We start from the raw sequence: 14,459 nt of genomic DNA, 5'->3' as shown, positions 1-14,459 counted from the left end.
ACGTGGACAGGAATTGGTAGGTCATGGTTCAACTGGCGAGTAGCGCGACGCGGCAGGTTGGCGCGCCGCAGCGGCGTCGTGTCAGCCCGTACCGGCGCTACCGGTCGCTGATCGCGATGTTCGTTCCCGGCTTCATCGTCTTCATGCTCTTCGCCTACGGCCCGCTGCCTGGGATCGTCATCGCATTCAAGGACTTCTCGGTGATCGAGGGAATCTGGGGCAGCGACTGGGCCGGAACGGCGAACTTCGAGCGACTGTTCGCGGGGGCGGACTTCCTGCGCGCGCTGCGCAACACGCTGATCTTCGCGGCGCTCGACCTGCTGATCGTCTTCCCCGCCCCTATCGTGCTGGCGCTGGCGCTCAACGAGCTGCGGTGGAATCCGTTCAAGCGGCTGGTGCAGACCTTCAGCTACCTGCCTCACTTCATCTCGTGGGTGGTGCTCGCGGGAATCCTCTTCCAGTTCCTGGGATCGGCCGGGCCGCTCAACGCGCTGATGGGGCTCTTTGACATCGAGGGCGAGGCATGGCTGCTGCGGTCCGAGTACTTCTACCTGGTCTTCGTGCTCTCCAAGATCTGGGCGACCATCGGATGGGGCTCGATCATCTATATCGCGGCGCTGTCGGGTATCGACCCGACGCTGTATGAGGCGGCGCGGGTGGACGGCGCGGGGCGGTTCCAGCAGATGCGGCACGTCACCTTGCCCGGGCTGCTCCCCACGATCGCGATCCTGTTCCTGCTGTCGCTCTCGAACTTCCTGGCGGTGGGCTTCGACCAGATCTACAACCTCACCACGCCGGGCACGCAAGCAGTGGCGGACATCATCGACACCTACGTGCTGCGGCAGATGCTCTCGTTCGACTTCTCGCTGTCGATGGCGGCATCGGTGTTCCAGGCGTTGGTCGGGCTGGGCCTCGTGATGATCGGCAACGTGGTGGTCCGTCGGCTCGACCCTGATCGGGGGCTGTTCTGATGGCTGTGTCAGCACCTCCGGCGGCGCCGGCGGCGCTTCCAGCGCCCGCGACGTCGGCTGGCGGACGTGGACGGGCGCCGAAGCGTCGAGGCCCGCGCCGGACCCCGGGCGACCGGGCGATCGACGTCGTCATCGCGGCCGGGCTCGTGCTGCTGACGTTGGCGACCCTGTACCCGTTCTACTACTCCGTGGTGGTGTCGTTGAGCACGCCGGCAGCGGTGCTGCAGCCTGGTCTGCACCTGTGGCCGCAGGAGTTCAGCCTCGAGTCGTACCGGATCATCCTGTCGGACTCGGGGATCTTCGGCGCCTACCGCAACACGATCGTCCGCACCGTGGTGGCGACCGCGCTCGCGCTGATTCTCACGGCGATGGTCGCGTACCCTCTGGCGCAGCCAGAGTTCCCGCATCGGCGGCTACTGAACTTCCTGCTGGTGTTCTCGATGCTGTTCAGCGGCGGGTTCATCGCGATGTACCTGCTGGTGCGCAACCTCGGGATGCTCGACACCCTGTGGGCGCTGGTGCTGCCCGGCGCCGTCGGAGCGTTCAACGTCATCATCCTGCGGAACTTCTTCCAGGCGATCCCACGCGAACTGATCGACTCAGCCCGCATCGACGGGGCGGGGGAGATGCGGATCCTGACGCGGATCGTGCTGCCGATCTCCAAGCCCGCCCTCGCCGTCGTCGCCCTGTGGGTGGCGCTGGCGAACTGGAACGCCTGGTTCGACGCGCTGCTGTACATCTCCGACCCCGACAAGCAGTTCCTGCAGAAGTACTTCGCCCGCGGCATCCTGCTCGGCTCCGTCAAGGGCTGAGCGACGCCGAACCACCAGGGGTCGATCCGACCTGCCCACCGAACGCACTTCCAACCCCCGAGGACCAGGTGTGACTGAACGAACGATCACGTGCGACGTCGCGATCATCGGAGGATCGCTCGGCGGCGTCGCGGCCGCGCTGGCCGCGTGCCGGCGGAACGCCACGGTGCTGCTCGCGTCGGAGGTGGAGTGGCTGGGCGGGCAGCTGACCTCCCAGGCGGTGCCGCCCGACGAGCACCCGTGGATCGAGTCGATGGGGGCGACGGCGTCCTACCGGGCACTGCGCGACGGCATCCGCGACGCCTACCGGACCGGCTTCCCGCTGACCGACCGCGCGCGCGACTGGGCCGAGCTGAACCCCGGTGCCGGCTCGGTGAGCAAGCTGTGTCACGAGCCGCGGGTCGCCGTCGACGTGATCGAGCAGATGCTGCGTCCGCACGTCGCGGCCGGGAGATTGCAGATCCTGAGGAACGTCGTGCCAGTCGCGGCCGCGGCGGAGCGGGACGTCGTCCAGCGGGTGACCCTGCGGGGCCCGGACGGCGAGGAGGCGGCGGTGACGGCGACTTACTTCATCGACGCCACCGAGCTTGGCGACATGCTGCCGCTGGCGGGAGTGGAGTACGTCACCGGGTTCGAGTCGCAGGCGGACACGGACGAGCCGCACGCCCCGGCGCTCGCGCAGCCGGACAACATCCAGGCGCTGAGCTGGTGCTTCGCCCTGGATCACGTCGAGGGTGACCACACGATCGACCGTCCGGAGCGATACCAGTTCTGGCGGGACCTGGTCCCGCCCACCTGGCCGGGTCCGCTGCTGGGCTTCGCCTCACCTCACCCGCGCACCGACGAGCCGAACATCCAGACGTTCGTGCCCAACCCGGGTGACGACCCGTTCGCGATGGTGGCCGACCAGTCCACGAACATGGCCGACGAGAACCTCTGGCTGTGCCGGCGGCTGGCCGCGCGCGACGTGTTCCGACCCGGCGCCTATGGCAGCGACATCTCGCTCGTGAACTGGTCGATGATCGACTACTTCCTGGGATCGGTCATCGACGTCGACGAGCCCACCCGTGCGGCTCGGCTGGCCGACGCCAAGCAGCTAGGCCTCTCAGTGCTGTACTGGTTGCAGACCGACGCCCCTCGACCCGACGGCGGCACGGGGTGGCCTGGGCTGCGTCTGCGACCCGACGTGGTGGGCACCGAGGACGGCTTCGCTCAGGGCCCCTATTACCGGGAGAGCCGCCGGATCCGACCGTTGCGGCGGGTTCTGGAGCAGGACCTGTCGTTGGCGGTGCGGGGCGACCGCGGTGCCGTGCACTACCCCGACTCGGTCGGGATCGGCATGTATCGCATCGACCTACATCCGTCGACCGGTGGCGACGGGTACATCGATGTCGGCGCGTCCCCGTTCGAGATCCCGCTCGGCGCCCTGATCCCCGAGCGGGTGCAGAACGTGCTCGCGGCGTGCAAGAACATCGGCACCACGCACATCACGAACGGCTGCTACCGCCTGCACCCGGTCGAGTGGAATATCGGCGAGGTGGCGGGAGCGTTGGCCGCCGACTGCGTCGCGTCGGGTCTGGTTCCTCACAAGGTCTGGGAGAGCGAGCCTGCCCTCGCTGAGTTCCAGGACCGACTCACCGCCGATGGCGTCCCGTTGCGCTGGCCCGACGGCGTTCGGGGGTACTGATGCCGGAGGGGCGCGATTCCAGCGCGGCGAGGATCGAGCGATGACGACCGAGCTGCCGGGTCTGCGCCCGGTGGGAACGCTCCGTGGGCCGGTCAGGGGACGACCCGGCACGCAGTCGCGTTTCGGCATCGGCTTCGAGGGCCTGGATCGACGGCTCTTCGAGCCGGACCGCGTCTACCCGTGGCTGGGTGAGCTTGGTGCCGGGTGGGCGCGGGTGCAGAGCGGGTGGAGCCGCTGCGAGCGGGAGCCGGGGGTGTACGACTTCGGGTGGCTCGACGAGATCGTGGACGCGTTGGCGCAGCGCGGGGTGCGGACCCTGATGAGCCTGACCTTCGGCAACCAGCTTTACAGCCCCGAGGCTCCGCACGAATCGGCGGTGGGCTACACACCGGTCCACGCCGGAGAGGCGGCCGTGCGGGCGTGGCAGGCCTACGTCGCCGCACTCGTCGCCCACCTGCGGGGCCGCGTGAACCACTGGGAGGTCTGGAACGAGCCGAACATCCCGCAGTTCTGGGCGCCCGAACGCGAAGACGGTCGTGACTATTCGCGTCTCGTGGAGGCGACCGCGGATGCGGTGCGACGTGTCGACCCGGAGGCGTTCATCGTCGGTGGGGCGCAGTCTCAGATCGACCCGATGTTCCTGCAGGAGTGCCTGGAGGCGGGGATGGCCGAGCACATCGATGCGTTCAGCTTCCACCCGTATCAGGCTGTCCCCGAGCACGACCTGCGGATGATGCACGACCTGGGGCGCGGACTGCTCGACCGCTACAGCCCGGGACGGCGCATCGAGCTATGGCAGGGGGAGGCAGGCTGTCCCTCGCAGGCACATGGTCACAACGACGACTGGCTCGGCCTCTACTCGATCGACGAGGACGTGCAGGCCACCTGGGTGGCGCGTCGACTTGTCGCGGACCGACTGATCGGGTTCGACCGTGCCTTCTACTTCCACGTCGTGGACCTGATGGCGGCCGAGTACCGGCAGTCCGACGGCCGTGCGCGACCGCCCGTCCTGATGGGACTGCTGAACGGGCAGACGTACGAGCCCAAGTTGTCCTTCGAGGCGTACCGCCGTGTCGCCGCAGTCTTCGATGACGAGACGGTGCCTCGGCCGCTGCTGTGGCGCATGGAGGAGCCGGAGACTCCCGCGCCGCAGCGGTCGGAAGTGTTGGCGGCGCCGCACGTCGGAACGTTTGTGCGCGACGGCGCGCCGCTGGTCGCGTACTGGGTCTCGACCGATCCGCAGCAGCGCGCTGGGCCATGGCAGATCGAGGTCGAGGCGTGGTGGGACAGGGAGCTGACGCTCCGGCGCCCCGTGGTCGTCGACGTGGTCAGCGGGCGCGTGTACGCGGTCGATCGTTCTGCGCCGGTGCAGCCGCCCACCCTGGGGCCAGTCCTGGGTGAGCGGTTCTCGTTGCCGATCGCGGACCGACCTCTCATCCTCACCGACCTTGACGTGCTCGACGTCCGGCTACAGGACGCCCACCCTGAGAGCGCGGATCCACTGGGCAGCCTGCGGGCTTTGCGATACCCGAGACGGCGCGATCCCTCATCTTTGAGTGCCCGAGGCAGCGGCTGAATCGTCTTGTTCAAGGCCGATCGTGCTGCTCGCAGTCGGCCCCGCGCTCGGCGTCACGTTCAGCCCAGCCGGTGCCGTGCTGGCGGTCGTCGCCATCGCGCTCAGTGCATGACCATGTACCCACTGGCGCTCACCGTGGCCGCCGTGGTGCTGCGCGCACCGCGCTGGCGCAACGTGTGCTCGAACGCCACCGTGCTGGTCATGACGCTGCTGTGCGGTGTCATCGTCCCCACGACGATCTGGCCGGAACCGGTGCAGGCCCGCGGGCGCATGGGCGCTCGCGCCCCTCGGCCTCGCCGCTGTGATCGGACTCGGTTGGTACGCCCTGGCCGCACTCGCGTTCACGGCCTTCGGTGCCGCCGGTCGTCGTGACGGCAGCATCGACTTCGAGGAGTGAGTGACCGCTCGATCGGCTCTCGTCTCCGGCTCCGTTACCTCCCGTAGCGGGACACGAGCCGATCGAATGCGGCATCGAGGTCGGGGTCGACCACGCGGCGGCGCTCATCGGCGTCGTACCAGGCGAGGACCTCGGCGGCGCCTTGCCAGTACCGGGTGGTGGCGGTGAACTCCGGTACCAGCGCCTTGACCTTGCTGTTGTCGAATAACACCGAGTGCACCTTGTCCCCGACCAGCCCGTCGAGCTCGCCCGGCAGCTCGGACCCGATGCTCCGCCCGGGGATCGGGACGAGCTCCGGCTCGCCCGCGCCGGCGGCGCGGGCCAGGATCCGCGTGATCTGTGCCCAGGTGAGCACCTCGTCCGAGGTGATGTGGTAGGTGTCGCCCACGGCGCGGCGGTCGCCGAGCAGCCCGACGAACGCGACGGCGAAGTCGCGCGCATGGGTCAGCGTCCACAGCGAGGTGCCGTCACCGATCACCGGCACCGGTGCGCCACGACGCATGCGGTCGATCGCCGTCCAGCGCCCTGGGATCGGGATGCTGCGCTCGTCGTAGGTATGGCTCGGGCGCACGATCGTTGCCGGGAAGTCCCGCTCGCGCCAGGCTCGCACCAGCACCTCCTCGCTCGCGATCTTGTCCCGCGAGTACTGCCAGAAGGGGTTCTTCAAGGGCGTCGACTCGGTGATCGGCAGGTGCTCCACCGGCTTGGCGTACGCCGACGCCGAGGAGATGTACACGTACTGACCGACGGCGCCATCGAAGATCTCGACGTCGGCTGCCGCCTGCTCGGGCGAGAACGACCGGAAGTTCACGACGACGTCCCACTCCGTGCCGGCCACGGCGTCGCGGATCGAGTCCGGATCACCGGCATCTCCGCGTATCGACCGGGCGCCCTCGATCGGAGGGCGGGCGTCCGCAGCGTCCGTGGAGGCGGAGATGCCCCGGTTGAGGAGCGTGAGGTCGTGACCCCGCTCGATGGCCAGGCGGCTCGACGCTGCGCTGATCGTGCCGTTGCCGCCAATGAACAGGACTCGCAGCGCTGTCATGGCAGCCACCCTAGCGAGCCGCGCTGTCGCTACCGGCGCCGGTCGCTCCGACCGGCGATCTCCACGATCATCGGTGCGGCGAGCTCGAGGGTGAGCAGCACGTCGTGGAAGCGGTGCGGTCGGCCGCGGGTGGCACGCGTGACCAGGCGCCCGACCCCGCCGAAAGCCATCAGCCCGGCGAGCAGCCGCATCCTGCTCAGGTCGGGCTCGCTCGCCTCCGCAGCGTCGAGCCAGCCCAGTCCGTACCCGGCGAACACCGGGCCCATGAACCGCACGTGCGAGTCCACGGTCGCTTCCCCCTCCATGCCGGGCTCCCCGCGCACCCCTCCGAGGAACTGGACCGCGCCGATGGCGATGCAGGTCCATCCCGTCACACGGCCCACGTTCCTCAAAGACGACATGCGCTCCACATCGCATCCGCTCGTGCGGCGGATCTCCCGAGGTCTCGACGATCCGGACCGCCTGCTGCCGGGCCATGTCTACGCCATCTCTCGCGATGCCGCGGTCGTCGCCGAGGTCGACACCGCCAGCATCCTTCGCCTGGGCCGTCGACGCCGCTGCCGGTCAGCCGACGAGTGTCCTGGATGCCTCAGGTCGCCTCCCGCGCGAGTCCTGGTGGTGGCCAAGGCTCTTGCCGACTTCAGAGGACCAGGCTGACCTAGCCTGGATGCGTGATCACCCCGTCGAGCCTTGCGCTGACGCTGCTGCCCGATGGTCGCGTGCTGCTCGAGCTGCTGGCTGGTTGGTACAAGGTGCTCGCCATCGAGGAGGCGAGGGTCGACGACGAGAGTGTTGCCGCGGTGGTCGAGCGCTGGGCCGCGGACCTGCCGACCGAGCCGCAGCCACGAGCAGCGGCGCGCGGAGACCGAGGGCGTGAATATGGCCGCGGGTTCGCCGGCCATCTCAGCGACAGAAGCCGCGAAGGTCTTGAGCGCAGCAGGTGGCCGCGCCTGTTGGCGGTCCTGACGGGCACGACCGAACCAGCCGAGGTCGCGAAGACCGCCAACGACCTCGCCGTCGATCTGCGCATCTTGCTGCGTCGGAGCCGAGAACGCGCCCTCGCGCGCGACGCCCGCGGCGCCTACCGTGCAGTGCTGCAGCAGTACGTCAAGGAGCTGAGCTCCTACCGGTCAGTGCAGGACCAGGGCGTGTACCGGCTGCTGGAGCCGACGATCGGGGTGATCCTGCGCGACGAGCAGTACCTGCTGCTGGCAGCCGACCCGCACCTTCGCGACCTCTACCTCCAGGTACGAACCGAGATGTCAGCCCTGTACCAGTGGTGCATGGACCTCGACCGCGGCGGCATCGAACGCGCGCGGTGAGCCCACGAGGTTCGCCGCCACGATCGGGACGCGGTCACCGGCTGCGAACGGCGCCCTCGCCGCGACGGCGCGCGACGTACCGGGCCAGCACCACCAGCAGGGCCACCTCGACGGCGATCGTGATCGCCCCGGTGAGCACGGCGCTCGCGGACGCGGGCATCATGAAGGCGGTGTGGCCCACGAGGATGCCTCCGGCCAGCCAGATCCTGTGACGATCGCTCCAGCCCTGGGCTCGAGCCCACCGCTCCACCTGCCACGCGGAGCCGAGGCCCACCAGCACGGCGATCGCGACCAGGATCGGCAACGGCAGGAACGCACCGAGGGCCGAGGTGGGTCCGAGACCGGGCGGGAGGAGCAGCACCAGGAAGACGACGGTCACCACGGCCAGGCTGATACCCACCACCGGCGGCCGCGGCGCAGGTGAGATGCGGGCCGGGCGCCCCGCGAGGTGGGGCGCAACGCGCACGGTCAGCACCGTGAGCACGGCGATGGCGGCGACGTAGGCCAGCAGCCAGCCCCACGGCGTCACGTATCCGGGGTCCTCGGTGGCCGAGATGACGACCCGCAGTCCCATCACGCCGACGATCGCCAGTGCGCCCGTCACGATCAGGCCGGGTGTGCGCAGGTAGGGCCGATCGCGCTGGGCGGGAAAGAGGATGTTGGTGAGCATGACCGGCACCAGCACGCTCAGCACCACGTGAACCCCGATCTGCGACGCCCAGTAGCTCCAGTTCGCGCCCAGCGCCCGCCAGCCCCAGTCGGCTGCGCCGTACATGTCCGGACTGGTCAGTGCCTGCAGCCCCAGGCCGTCCTCCGCCAGCTGGTAGGCCAGCCCCATCAGCACCAGCCCCGGCCACCCGGCCCCGGTCCGCGCCACCACCTCCCGGACCAGCAGCACGCCGGCGCCGTACATCACCATCAGCAATGGCGTCAGCAGCCAGGTGAACGGCACCGCGACCGCCGTGAAGGTGAGCTCGGCGCACACCGGCGCGAGCAGCACCAAGGTCCACGCTGCCCGCCGCCGCTGAGTGCGGGCCTGCCGTTCGGCCGCCGTCAGATCCTGCTTCATGTTCGTCCCTCGGTTCTTTCCCACATCTCTGTCCGTTCTCCGGGTCTCAGTGGGGCGCCAGCACGGGGTAGTCCCGCAACTCGACCGTGCTGGCCACCCGCTCCATGCCACGCGCCACCAGTTGCCGCGGCATCAGCCGCAACAGCCGGAGCGAGGCGTTGCGCCACCAGAGGTGGGCGCGGGATCGCGGCATCAGCCCACCATCGCCCGAACTACGGGCGAACGCCTGAGCACGGTCGGCGAATCCGCGCATCTCCCGTTCGTACCGCGCGTACGCCACGTGGTGGTTGCCTTCGGCAGCCGCGAGCTCGCCCGCGAGCACGTACCCGCCCACCATGGCGAGGCTGGTCCCGATGCCGGACATCGGTGACGCGCAGGAGGCGGCGTCCCCGAGCAGGGCCACCCGCCCGCGCGACCAGCTCGGCATCTGCACCTGGCTTGCGCGGTCGAAGAAGAAGTCCTGGGCGTCCTCGATCGTCGCGAGCAGCTCCGGGATCACCCAGCCATCTCCGTCGAAGGTGTTCCGCACCAGCTGTCGCTGGGCCTCGACATCGTCTCGGTCGAACCCGGCAGGCTCCGACCGCCAGAAGAAGCCGGCGAGAGCGCGCCCCTGCTCCGGCACCGGTGCGAGGGCAGCCGTGCGACCGGGGCGGCCGCTGCCGGCGCACATCGTGTGCATCAGCTGCCAGCCGTCGAGGTCGATCGTCGAGGGCGTGCTGAACAACGCGATGTAGCAGCCGAGGTCGCGGATGAACTCCTCCGGCGCACCGAACTGGAGCTGGCGCACGGACGAGCCGATGCCGTCGGCTCCGACCAGCAGATCGAAGCGGCGGGACACGCCGGACGCGAGCTCGACCTGGACGCCGTCGTCATCCTGGTCGATCGCGATGACCGTGTCTCCGAACAGGTACTCGACGTGGTCGTGGGAGACGTCGAAGAGGATTCGTGCCAGGTCGGTTCGGCGGATCGCCATCTCGGCGACCGGTCCACCGGAGTGGCCGTACCCGTCGGTGCCGAGGGTCGCCAGGCGTGCGCCGCTGTGATCGACGAAGGCCATCCCGTGTGCGCCCGTGTGGGCTCGGGCGACGTGCGCCGTGATGCCTGTGCGGGCGGCGACGGTTCTCGCGGTGCCGCGGATGTCGACGGCGTGCCCGCCGGTTCGCAGGGCGGGTGAGCGTTCCAGCACGGTCGGCTCGAAACCGTACGTGTGCAGCCAGTACGCGAGCGTGGGGCCGGCTATCCCGGCACCGACGATGAGCACGCTCCGGGCGCTCATGACGCCGCCGCCTGGCGCTGTTCGAGGTCTCTGCGCGTACGTCGTATTGATGTCATTGAGACAACGTACGCGCCCACGCATACCGATTTGGAGGCCGATTGGGATAAAGGACACTAGTTCACTCGAAGAAGGCTACTAGTACACTGGAGTGCGTTGGTGCCTTCCGCGGAGGTTGTTGTCATGTCCCAGTCACCGCCACGCCCAGATCCGCCGTATCGGGTGATTGCGGCCGAGATCCGTGACCGCATCGAGTCCGGCGACCTCCTGCCGGGGGATCGGGCACCCTCGATCCGGCAGATCGCGCAGCGGTGGGATGTGGCGATCGCGACCGCCACCAAGGCAGCTGCGGTGCTGCGCGACGAGGGTCTCGTCGAGCCACGCGTCGGTTCCGGCAGCGTGGTCAGCACGCGCCCACGGCAGCCGCTGCAGAATTCAGTGCGCCGCACTGACCCGATCACGCGGGCCGCGATGCGCTCTCACCTGCTGCAGGGGGCGATCGCCGTTGCCGATGCCGAAGGTCTGGAAGCCGTCTCGATGCGGCGGCTCGCGACGCACCTCGGCGTGGGGCCGATGTCGCTGTACCGCCACGTCGCCAACAAGGATGAGTTGCTGGCCCTGATGGCCGATACCGCCTTCGCTGAGATCGAGCTCCCGACCCCCGGGCCGCCGGGGTGGCGCCCCAAGCTCGAGCTGATCGCCCGCGCTGAGTGGCAGCTGTTCCGGCGGCACCTGTGGCTATCGGAGGTGGTCTCGTTCACACGTCCGCTGCAGGCGCCGGCGATGATGGCGCACACCGAGTGGGTGCTCGGCGCGCTCGAGGGTCTCGGACTCCCGATGGGTACCCGGATGCAGGAGGCGCTCACGTTGCATGCGCTGGTGCTCTCGGTCGCAGCATCGGTCGCTCAGGAGATCGACATCGAGGAGCGAACCGGCGTGCCGCGCGAGACCTGGCAGGCCGTCGAGGGGACCCCGGACAGTCAGCGCTTCCCCCTGCTGGCCGCCGTGCCTGCGACGGCGGCTCGGGATGCGCGCAGCCTGTTCGAGTACGGGCTGGCGCGCCACCTCGACGGCGTGGCGGTACTGATCGCCGGCCAGCAGCAGCCCGATCCCGCCGGTGACCGCTCCGGCCAGGGGTTGTCCAGCTGACGACGACTCTTGCGACTCGACGATCGCCACGATCTGACCAATCCGCGTCCCCGTCGGCTCCGAAGACCCGGTGAACAGGCACTGTGACGACTGTGCCTGCGGGTGATCCGCAGGTGCCGGGCAGGAGGTGATTCGATGGCATCGGAGTCGACGACCGACCCGACCACAGCCCGCCGTGACGGCGGCGCCATCGCTCACCTTCTTCGCCTGCTGCTCCAGTCGTTCCTGCTGGTCAGCGGGCTGTTCGCCGTGGCTGTTCTGTTCGCCGGCTCAGCCTCGGCCGACGACAGCGAGCCCGACGACGGCGGTCTTCTCGGCGGTCTCGTCGAGGAGGTCACGCAGCCGGTCACCGACACGGTCACCGAGCTCGTCGAGCCGATCGCGCCGCCTGCATCCGGCCCTGCGGAGGACGAGGTGGTCGAGCCTGACGACGCCCCGCCCTCGGACGAGGCACCGGCCGCGGACGAAGCTCCTGCCGCGGACGAAGCTCCTGCCGAGGCGATCGAGGAGCCGGCCGCCGCAGCTGCTGCGGACCTCACCGAGACGCTCGAGCCGGTCACCGAGCTGGTGCAGCCGGTCGCTGAGGTGGTCGAGCCGGTGACGGCGCCGGCCGAGCCCGTCACCGAGGCGGTCGGCGCGGCTGCCGCACCGGTCGCCGACGCCGTGGCACCCGTGACCGACGAGGTGCTGGTCCCGGTCGTCGACGTGGTCGAGCCGGTCGCTGAGACGCTCCGCCCGGTCACGGAGGCCGCCGCCCCGGCGACCGAGATCCTGCAGCCACTGACGAGCTCCCTCGCCCCTGTGACCGAGGCGCTGGCCCCGGTCACCGACGCTCTCGCCCCGGTCACCGATGCCCTCGCCCCGGTCACCGAGCCGATCGCCCCGGCCACCGACCCGCTGCTCCCGGGTGTCGACCTCGTTACGGGCACGCCACTCGTGCCTGCTGGACCACAGACCGAGTCCACGGTCACGGGCATGACCGGCTCCGCCGTCGTCGTCCCCTCTGCGAGCGACCCGGTCGCGACAGACTCGGCCCTCCCGACCGCGATCGTCCCGTCCGGGGAAGGCGCGAACCCGATCGCGGACGCCACGGCTCCTGCCGCCGCCGACGACCGGAAGCCTGCCGATGGTCACCAGCAGCCGCTCTGGGCGCCGCTTGCGCCGGCGCCGGCCGTCGGATCCGGCAGCACAGCGCAGCACGCCGCCGAGCAGCTCGCGCTGCCGGCCGTCTCCAGCACCGTCCCGAGCCTTCATGAGGCCCGGGACCGCGGCGAGGATGACCTCGTCGCCGACCCGCTCAACGCGCGTCCTGGCTTCGCTCCCGACTAGATCTCTCTCGCCCCGACACCGGTGCTCGGCAGCCGCTGAGTGCCCACCCGGGCGGACCGGCCACTGCTGGCCGCCCACCTATCGGAAGAGAGACCATGAAGATCTGGATGAAGAGAACACTCGGCATGGCCGGGCTGGCCGGCGGGCTGTGGCTCGCAGGGTCGGTCGCAGCCATGGCCGATGACCAGGAGAGCGTGGAGCAGGAGAGCTCCACCGAGTCCTCGTTCGAGGCGCCACTCGAGCTGGGCGGCATCTCGCTCGGCGTCGAGACCGAGAACCACTCCTCGGACGAGCAGTCCTCGTCGCACACCGACTCCAACGGCGACGTCACGGAGACCACCAGCTCGGAGGAGTCCTCCTCGCAGAGCGACCTCGGGATCGACGTCGGGGAGATCTCGGTCGACCCGGCCGCGCTGCTCGACACCGAGAGCTGGAGCTCATCGAACGAGGCCGGCGACACCGACTCGGCCGAGAGCTCGCAGAGCACCGACGCCGCGGTCGAGGCGCCGATCAGCGTCGGCGGTGTCACCGTGACCGGTACGCAGTCGCAGGAGAGCAGCACGGAGGAGTCGGCGAGCGTCACCACCGACGAGGGCAGCATCGAGACGTCCGAGTCGACGTCGGAGTCCTCCGCCACCGGCGGGGTGCTCGACATCGGGCAGCTCGACATCGACCCGGCCGCTGCGCTGAGCGACGACCGTCAGTCGGAGTCCACCTCCACCGGCGGCTCGAACGGTATCGACGATGCCGCGTCGTCCTCGGACACCTCTCTCGAGGCGTCGGCACCGATCGCCTTCGAAGGGATCACGGCCGCAGTCGCGGACGAGCGCTCCTCCCAGCGTGAGACCGAGACCACGGTGACGGACTCCGAGGGCAGCACCACGACCTCCGAGGCAGTCGCAGAGTCCTCCTCGAACGCCTTCGGCGTCGAGGGTCTGGACCTCGCAGCTGACCCGGCGGCGGGCCTGTGGAACACCACCGGCTCGGAGACCACCCAGGCGGGTGGGCTCGACGGCGTCGACGCATCAGCGTCGGAGTCCGAGACCGCGCTCGGTGCTGCTGCACCGTTCCACATCGGCAGCCTGACGGCTGCGGGCGAGTCGGCCACCGCCACTGAGCGGCTCACCACCTCGACCGTCACCGACGACGAGGGCAGCGCCAGCTCCACCGAGCACGTGTGGGACACCACCCGCACCGCGTTCGTCGGGCAGACCGGTGACATCACCGGTCAGCCCTGGGTCTGGTTGACCGATGTCCGCTCCGACGACTCGGCCTCGGTCGGGAACGTCGACCGCTCGGAGAGCCAGTCCGCGCAGATGATCGGCTACGCGTTCCCGTTCGCGATCGCCGACTCGGGCTTCGCATCCGAGTTCGCGAACGCTTCCGGCACGCACACCGCCAACCAGGTGACCGATGAGAACGGCACCCGGACCGACGAGCGGACCACCGAGAACCACTCGGTGACCCGCCCGGGCTTCGTCCTCGACGGCATCAGCGGTGACCCGCACGGGCTTCTCGACACCGAGAACGCCCAGCACAACCGACTGGTCTGAGCACCGGTCATGCACGGCGCGGCCCGGCCCCCTCGCGGGGCCGGGCTGTGGCCGTGGAACGCCAGCAGCCGGGAGCAGGCCCACCTGCGCCGTCGGTCCGGCTCGCGTCTTGGATACAGTTCGCGCTGCGATAGTTGTGAGGGCGGAACGTCGGGGGCAGGGATGAGAGGCAACGGAGCGGTCGCTGCCGGCTCGAGGTCGGGTCAGGGGCGACCCGGGGGCGCGCAGCCTCAGTGGCGACGCCGCCTCACCACGCTCCTGGCCACGCTCGCTCTC

General features: G+C 69.8%; 12 protein-coding genes. 8 read left to right on the top strand and 4 right to left on the bottom strand.

Features of this window, described 5'->3' with window-relative positions; genetic code table 11:
• The first annotated feature begins 23 nt into the window (after window positions 1-23).
• The 4 genes from ACOJSN_RS00540 to ACOJSN_RS00525 all read left to right on the top strand — a co-directional run bounded on the left by ACOJSN_RS00540 (window position 24) and on the right by ACOJSN_RS00525 (window position 5,046).
• Window positions 24-971 (top strand): ABC transporter permease, encoded by a 948-nt coding sequence (locus tag ACOJSN_RS00540; RefSeq protein ID WP_420110556.1) that lies wholly within the window; start codon window positions 24-26, stop codon window positions 969-971.
• The gene (locus ACOJSN_RS00535) at window positions 971-1,783 is read left to right on the top strand and encodes a carbohydrate ABC transporter permease (RefSeq protein WP_420110555.1); all 813 of its coding nucleotides are present in this window, start codon (window positions 971-973) and stop codon (window positions 1,781-1,783) included. Before ACOJSN_RS00540 ends, ACOJSN_RS00535 begins: the two co-directional genes overlap by 1 nt.
• Before the next feature lie 70 nt (window positions 1,784-1,853).
• Window positions 1,854-3,470 (top strand): FAD-dependent oxidoreductase, encoded by a 1,617-nt coding sequence (locus tag ACOJSN_RS00530; protein ID WP_420110554.1) that lies wholly within the window; start codon window positions 1,854-1,856, stop codon window positions 3,468-3,470.
• 40 nt (window positions 3,471-3,510) lie between these two features.
• Window positions 3,511-5,046: a GH39 family glycosyl hydrolase gene (locus ACOJSN_RS00525; RefSeq protein WP_420110553.1), complete on the top strand. Its 1,536-nt coding sequence runs from the start codon at window positions 3,511-3,513 to the stop codon at window positions 5,044-5,046.
• 431 nt (window positions 5,047-5,477) lie between these two features.
• Here the strand turns inward: ACOJSN_RS00525 and ACOJSN_RS00520 are convergent, their stop codons facing one another.
• Window positions 5,478-6,488, bottom strand: coding sequence for an NAD-dependent epimerase/dehydratase family protein (locus tag ACOJSN_RS00520; RefSeq protein ID WP_420110552.1), 1,011 nt, complete (start codon window positions 6,486-6,488; stop codon window positions 5,478-5,480).
• A gap of 29 nt (window positions 6,489-6,517) precedes the next feature.
• Window positions 6,518-6,862, bottom strand: a complete 345-nt coding sequence (locus ACOJSN_RS00515) for a DUF4345 domain-containing protein (RefSeq protein ID WP_420110551.1) — start codon at window positions 6,860-6,862, stop codon at window positions 6,518-6,520.
• A 297-nt stretch (window positions 6,863-7,159) separates the two neighbouring features.
• Between ACOJSN_RS00515 and ACOJSN_RS00510 the strand changes: the two genes are divergently transcribed.
• Window positions 7,160-7,810: a hypothetical protein gene (locus ACOJSN_RS00510; protein ID WP_420110550.1), complete on the top strand. Its 651-nt coding sequence runs from the start codon at window positions 7,160-7,162 to the stop codon at window positions 7,808-7,810.
• Window positions 7,811-7,844: 34 nt separating this feature from the next.
• Here ACOJSN_RS00510 and ACOJSN_RS00505 read toward each other — a convergent pair whose 3' ends face one another.
• Both ACOJSN_RS00505 and ACOJSN_RS00500 read right to left on the bottom strand, forming a co-directional pair.
• Window positions 7,845-8,879, bottom strand: coding sequence for a hypothetical protein (locus ACOJSN_RS00505; RefSeq protein WP_420110549.1), 1,035 nt, complete (start codon window positions 8,877-8,879; stop codon window positions 7,845-7,847).
• Window positions 8,880-8,925: 46 nt separating this feature from the next.
• Window positions 8,926-10,155, bottom strand: coding sequence for an FAD-dependent monooxygenase (locus ACOJSN_RS00500; RefSeq protein ID WP_420110548.1), 1,230 nt, complete (start codon window positions 10,153-10,155; stop codon window positions 8,926-8,928).
• Between the two features lie 180 nt (window positions 10,156-10,335).
• Between ACOJSN_RS00500 and ACOJSN_RS00495 the strand changes: the two genes are divergently transcribed.
• The 3 genes from ACOJSN_RS00495 (at window position 10,336) to ACOJSN_RS00485 (ending at window position 14,183) form a co-directional block, all read left to right on the top strand.
• The gene (locus ACOJSN_RS00495) at window positions 10,336-11,301 is read left to right on the top strand and encodes a TetR/AcrR family transcriptional regulator C-terminal domain-containing protein (protein WP_420110547.1); all 966 of its coding nucleotides are present in this window, start codon (window positions 10,336-10,338) and stop codon (window positions 11,299-11,301) included.
• A 135-nt stretch (window positions 11,302-11,436) separates the two neighbouring features.
• Window positions 11,437-12,630 (top strand): hypothetical protein, encoded by a 1,194-nt coding sequence (locus ACOJSN_RS00490; protein ID WP_420110546.1) that lies wholly within the window; start codon window positions 11,437-11,439, stop codon window positions 12,628-12,630.
• A gap of 107 nt (window positions 12,631-12,737) precedes the next feature.
• Window positions 12,738-14,183 (top strand): hypothetical protein, encoded by a 1,446-nt coding sequence (locus tag ACOJSN_RS00485; RefSeq protein ID WP_420110545.1) that lies wholly within the window; start codon window positions 12,738-12,740, stop codon window positions 14,181-14,183.
• Window positions 14,184-14,459: the final 276 nt, after the last annotated feature.

It is taken from the genome of Pseudactinotalea sp., assembly GCF_048594945.1.
Classification (GTDB): Bacteria; Actinomycetota; Actinomycetes; order Actinomycetales; family Beutenbergiaceae; genus Pseudactinotalea.
This window is presented reverse-complemented; position numbering and strand designations above follow the sequence as displayed.

Coding starts and splice junctions, on each gene's coding strand:
- ACOJSN_RS00540 (WP_420110556.1), top strand. CDS start 24: ATGGTTCAACTGGCGAGTAGCGCGACGCGGCAGGTTGGCGCGCCGCAG.
- ACOJSN_RS00535 (WP_420110555.1), top strand. CDS start 971: ATGGCTGTGTCAGCACCTCCGGCGGCGCCGGCGGCGCTTCCAGCGCCC.
- ACOJSN_RS00525 (WP_420110553.1), top strand. CDS start 3,511: ATGACGACCGAGCTGCCGGGTCTGCGCCCGGTGGGAACGCTCCGTGGG.
- ACOJSN_RS00520 (WP_420110552.1), bottom strand. CDS start 6,488: ATGACAGCGCTGCGAGTCCTGTTCATTGGCGGCAACGGCACGATCAGC.
- ACOJSN_RS00505 (WP_420110549.1), bottom strand. CDS start 8,879: ATGAAGCAGGATCTGACGGCGGCCGAACGGCAGGCCCGCACTCAGCGG.
- ACOJSN_RS00500 (WP_420110548.1), bottom strand. CDS start 10,155: ATGAGCGCCCGGAGCGTGCTCATCGTCGGTGCCGGGATAGCCGGCCCC.
- ACOJSN_RS00495 (WP_420110547.1), top strand. CDS start 10,336: ATGTCCCAGTCACCGCCACGCCCAGATCCGCCGTATCGGGTGATTGCG.
- ACOJSN_RS00490 (WP_420110546.1), top strand. CDS start 11,437: ATGGCATCGGAGTCGACGACCGACCCGACCACAGCCCGCCGTGACGGC.
- ACOJSN_RS00485 (WP_420110545.1), top strand. CDS start 12,738: ATGAAGAGAACACTCGGCATGGCCGGGCTGGCCGGCGGGCTGTGGCTC.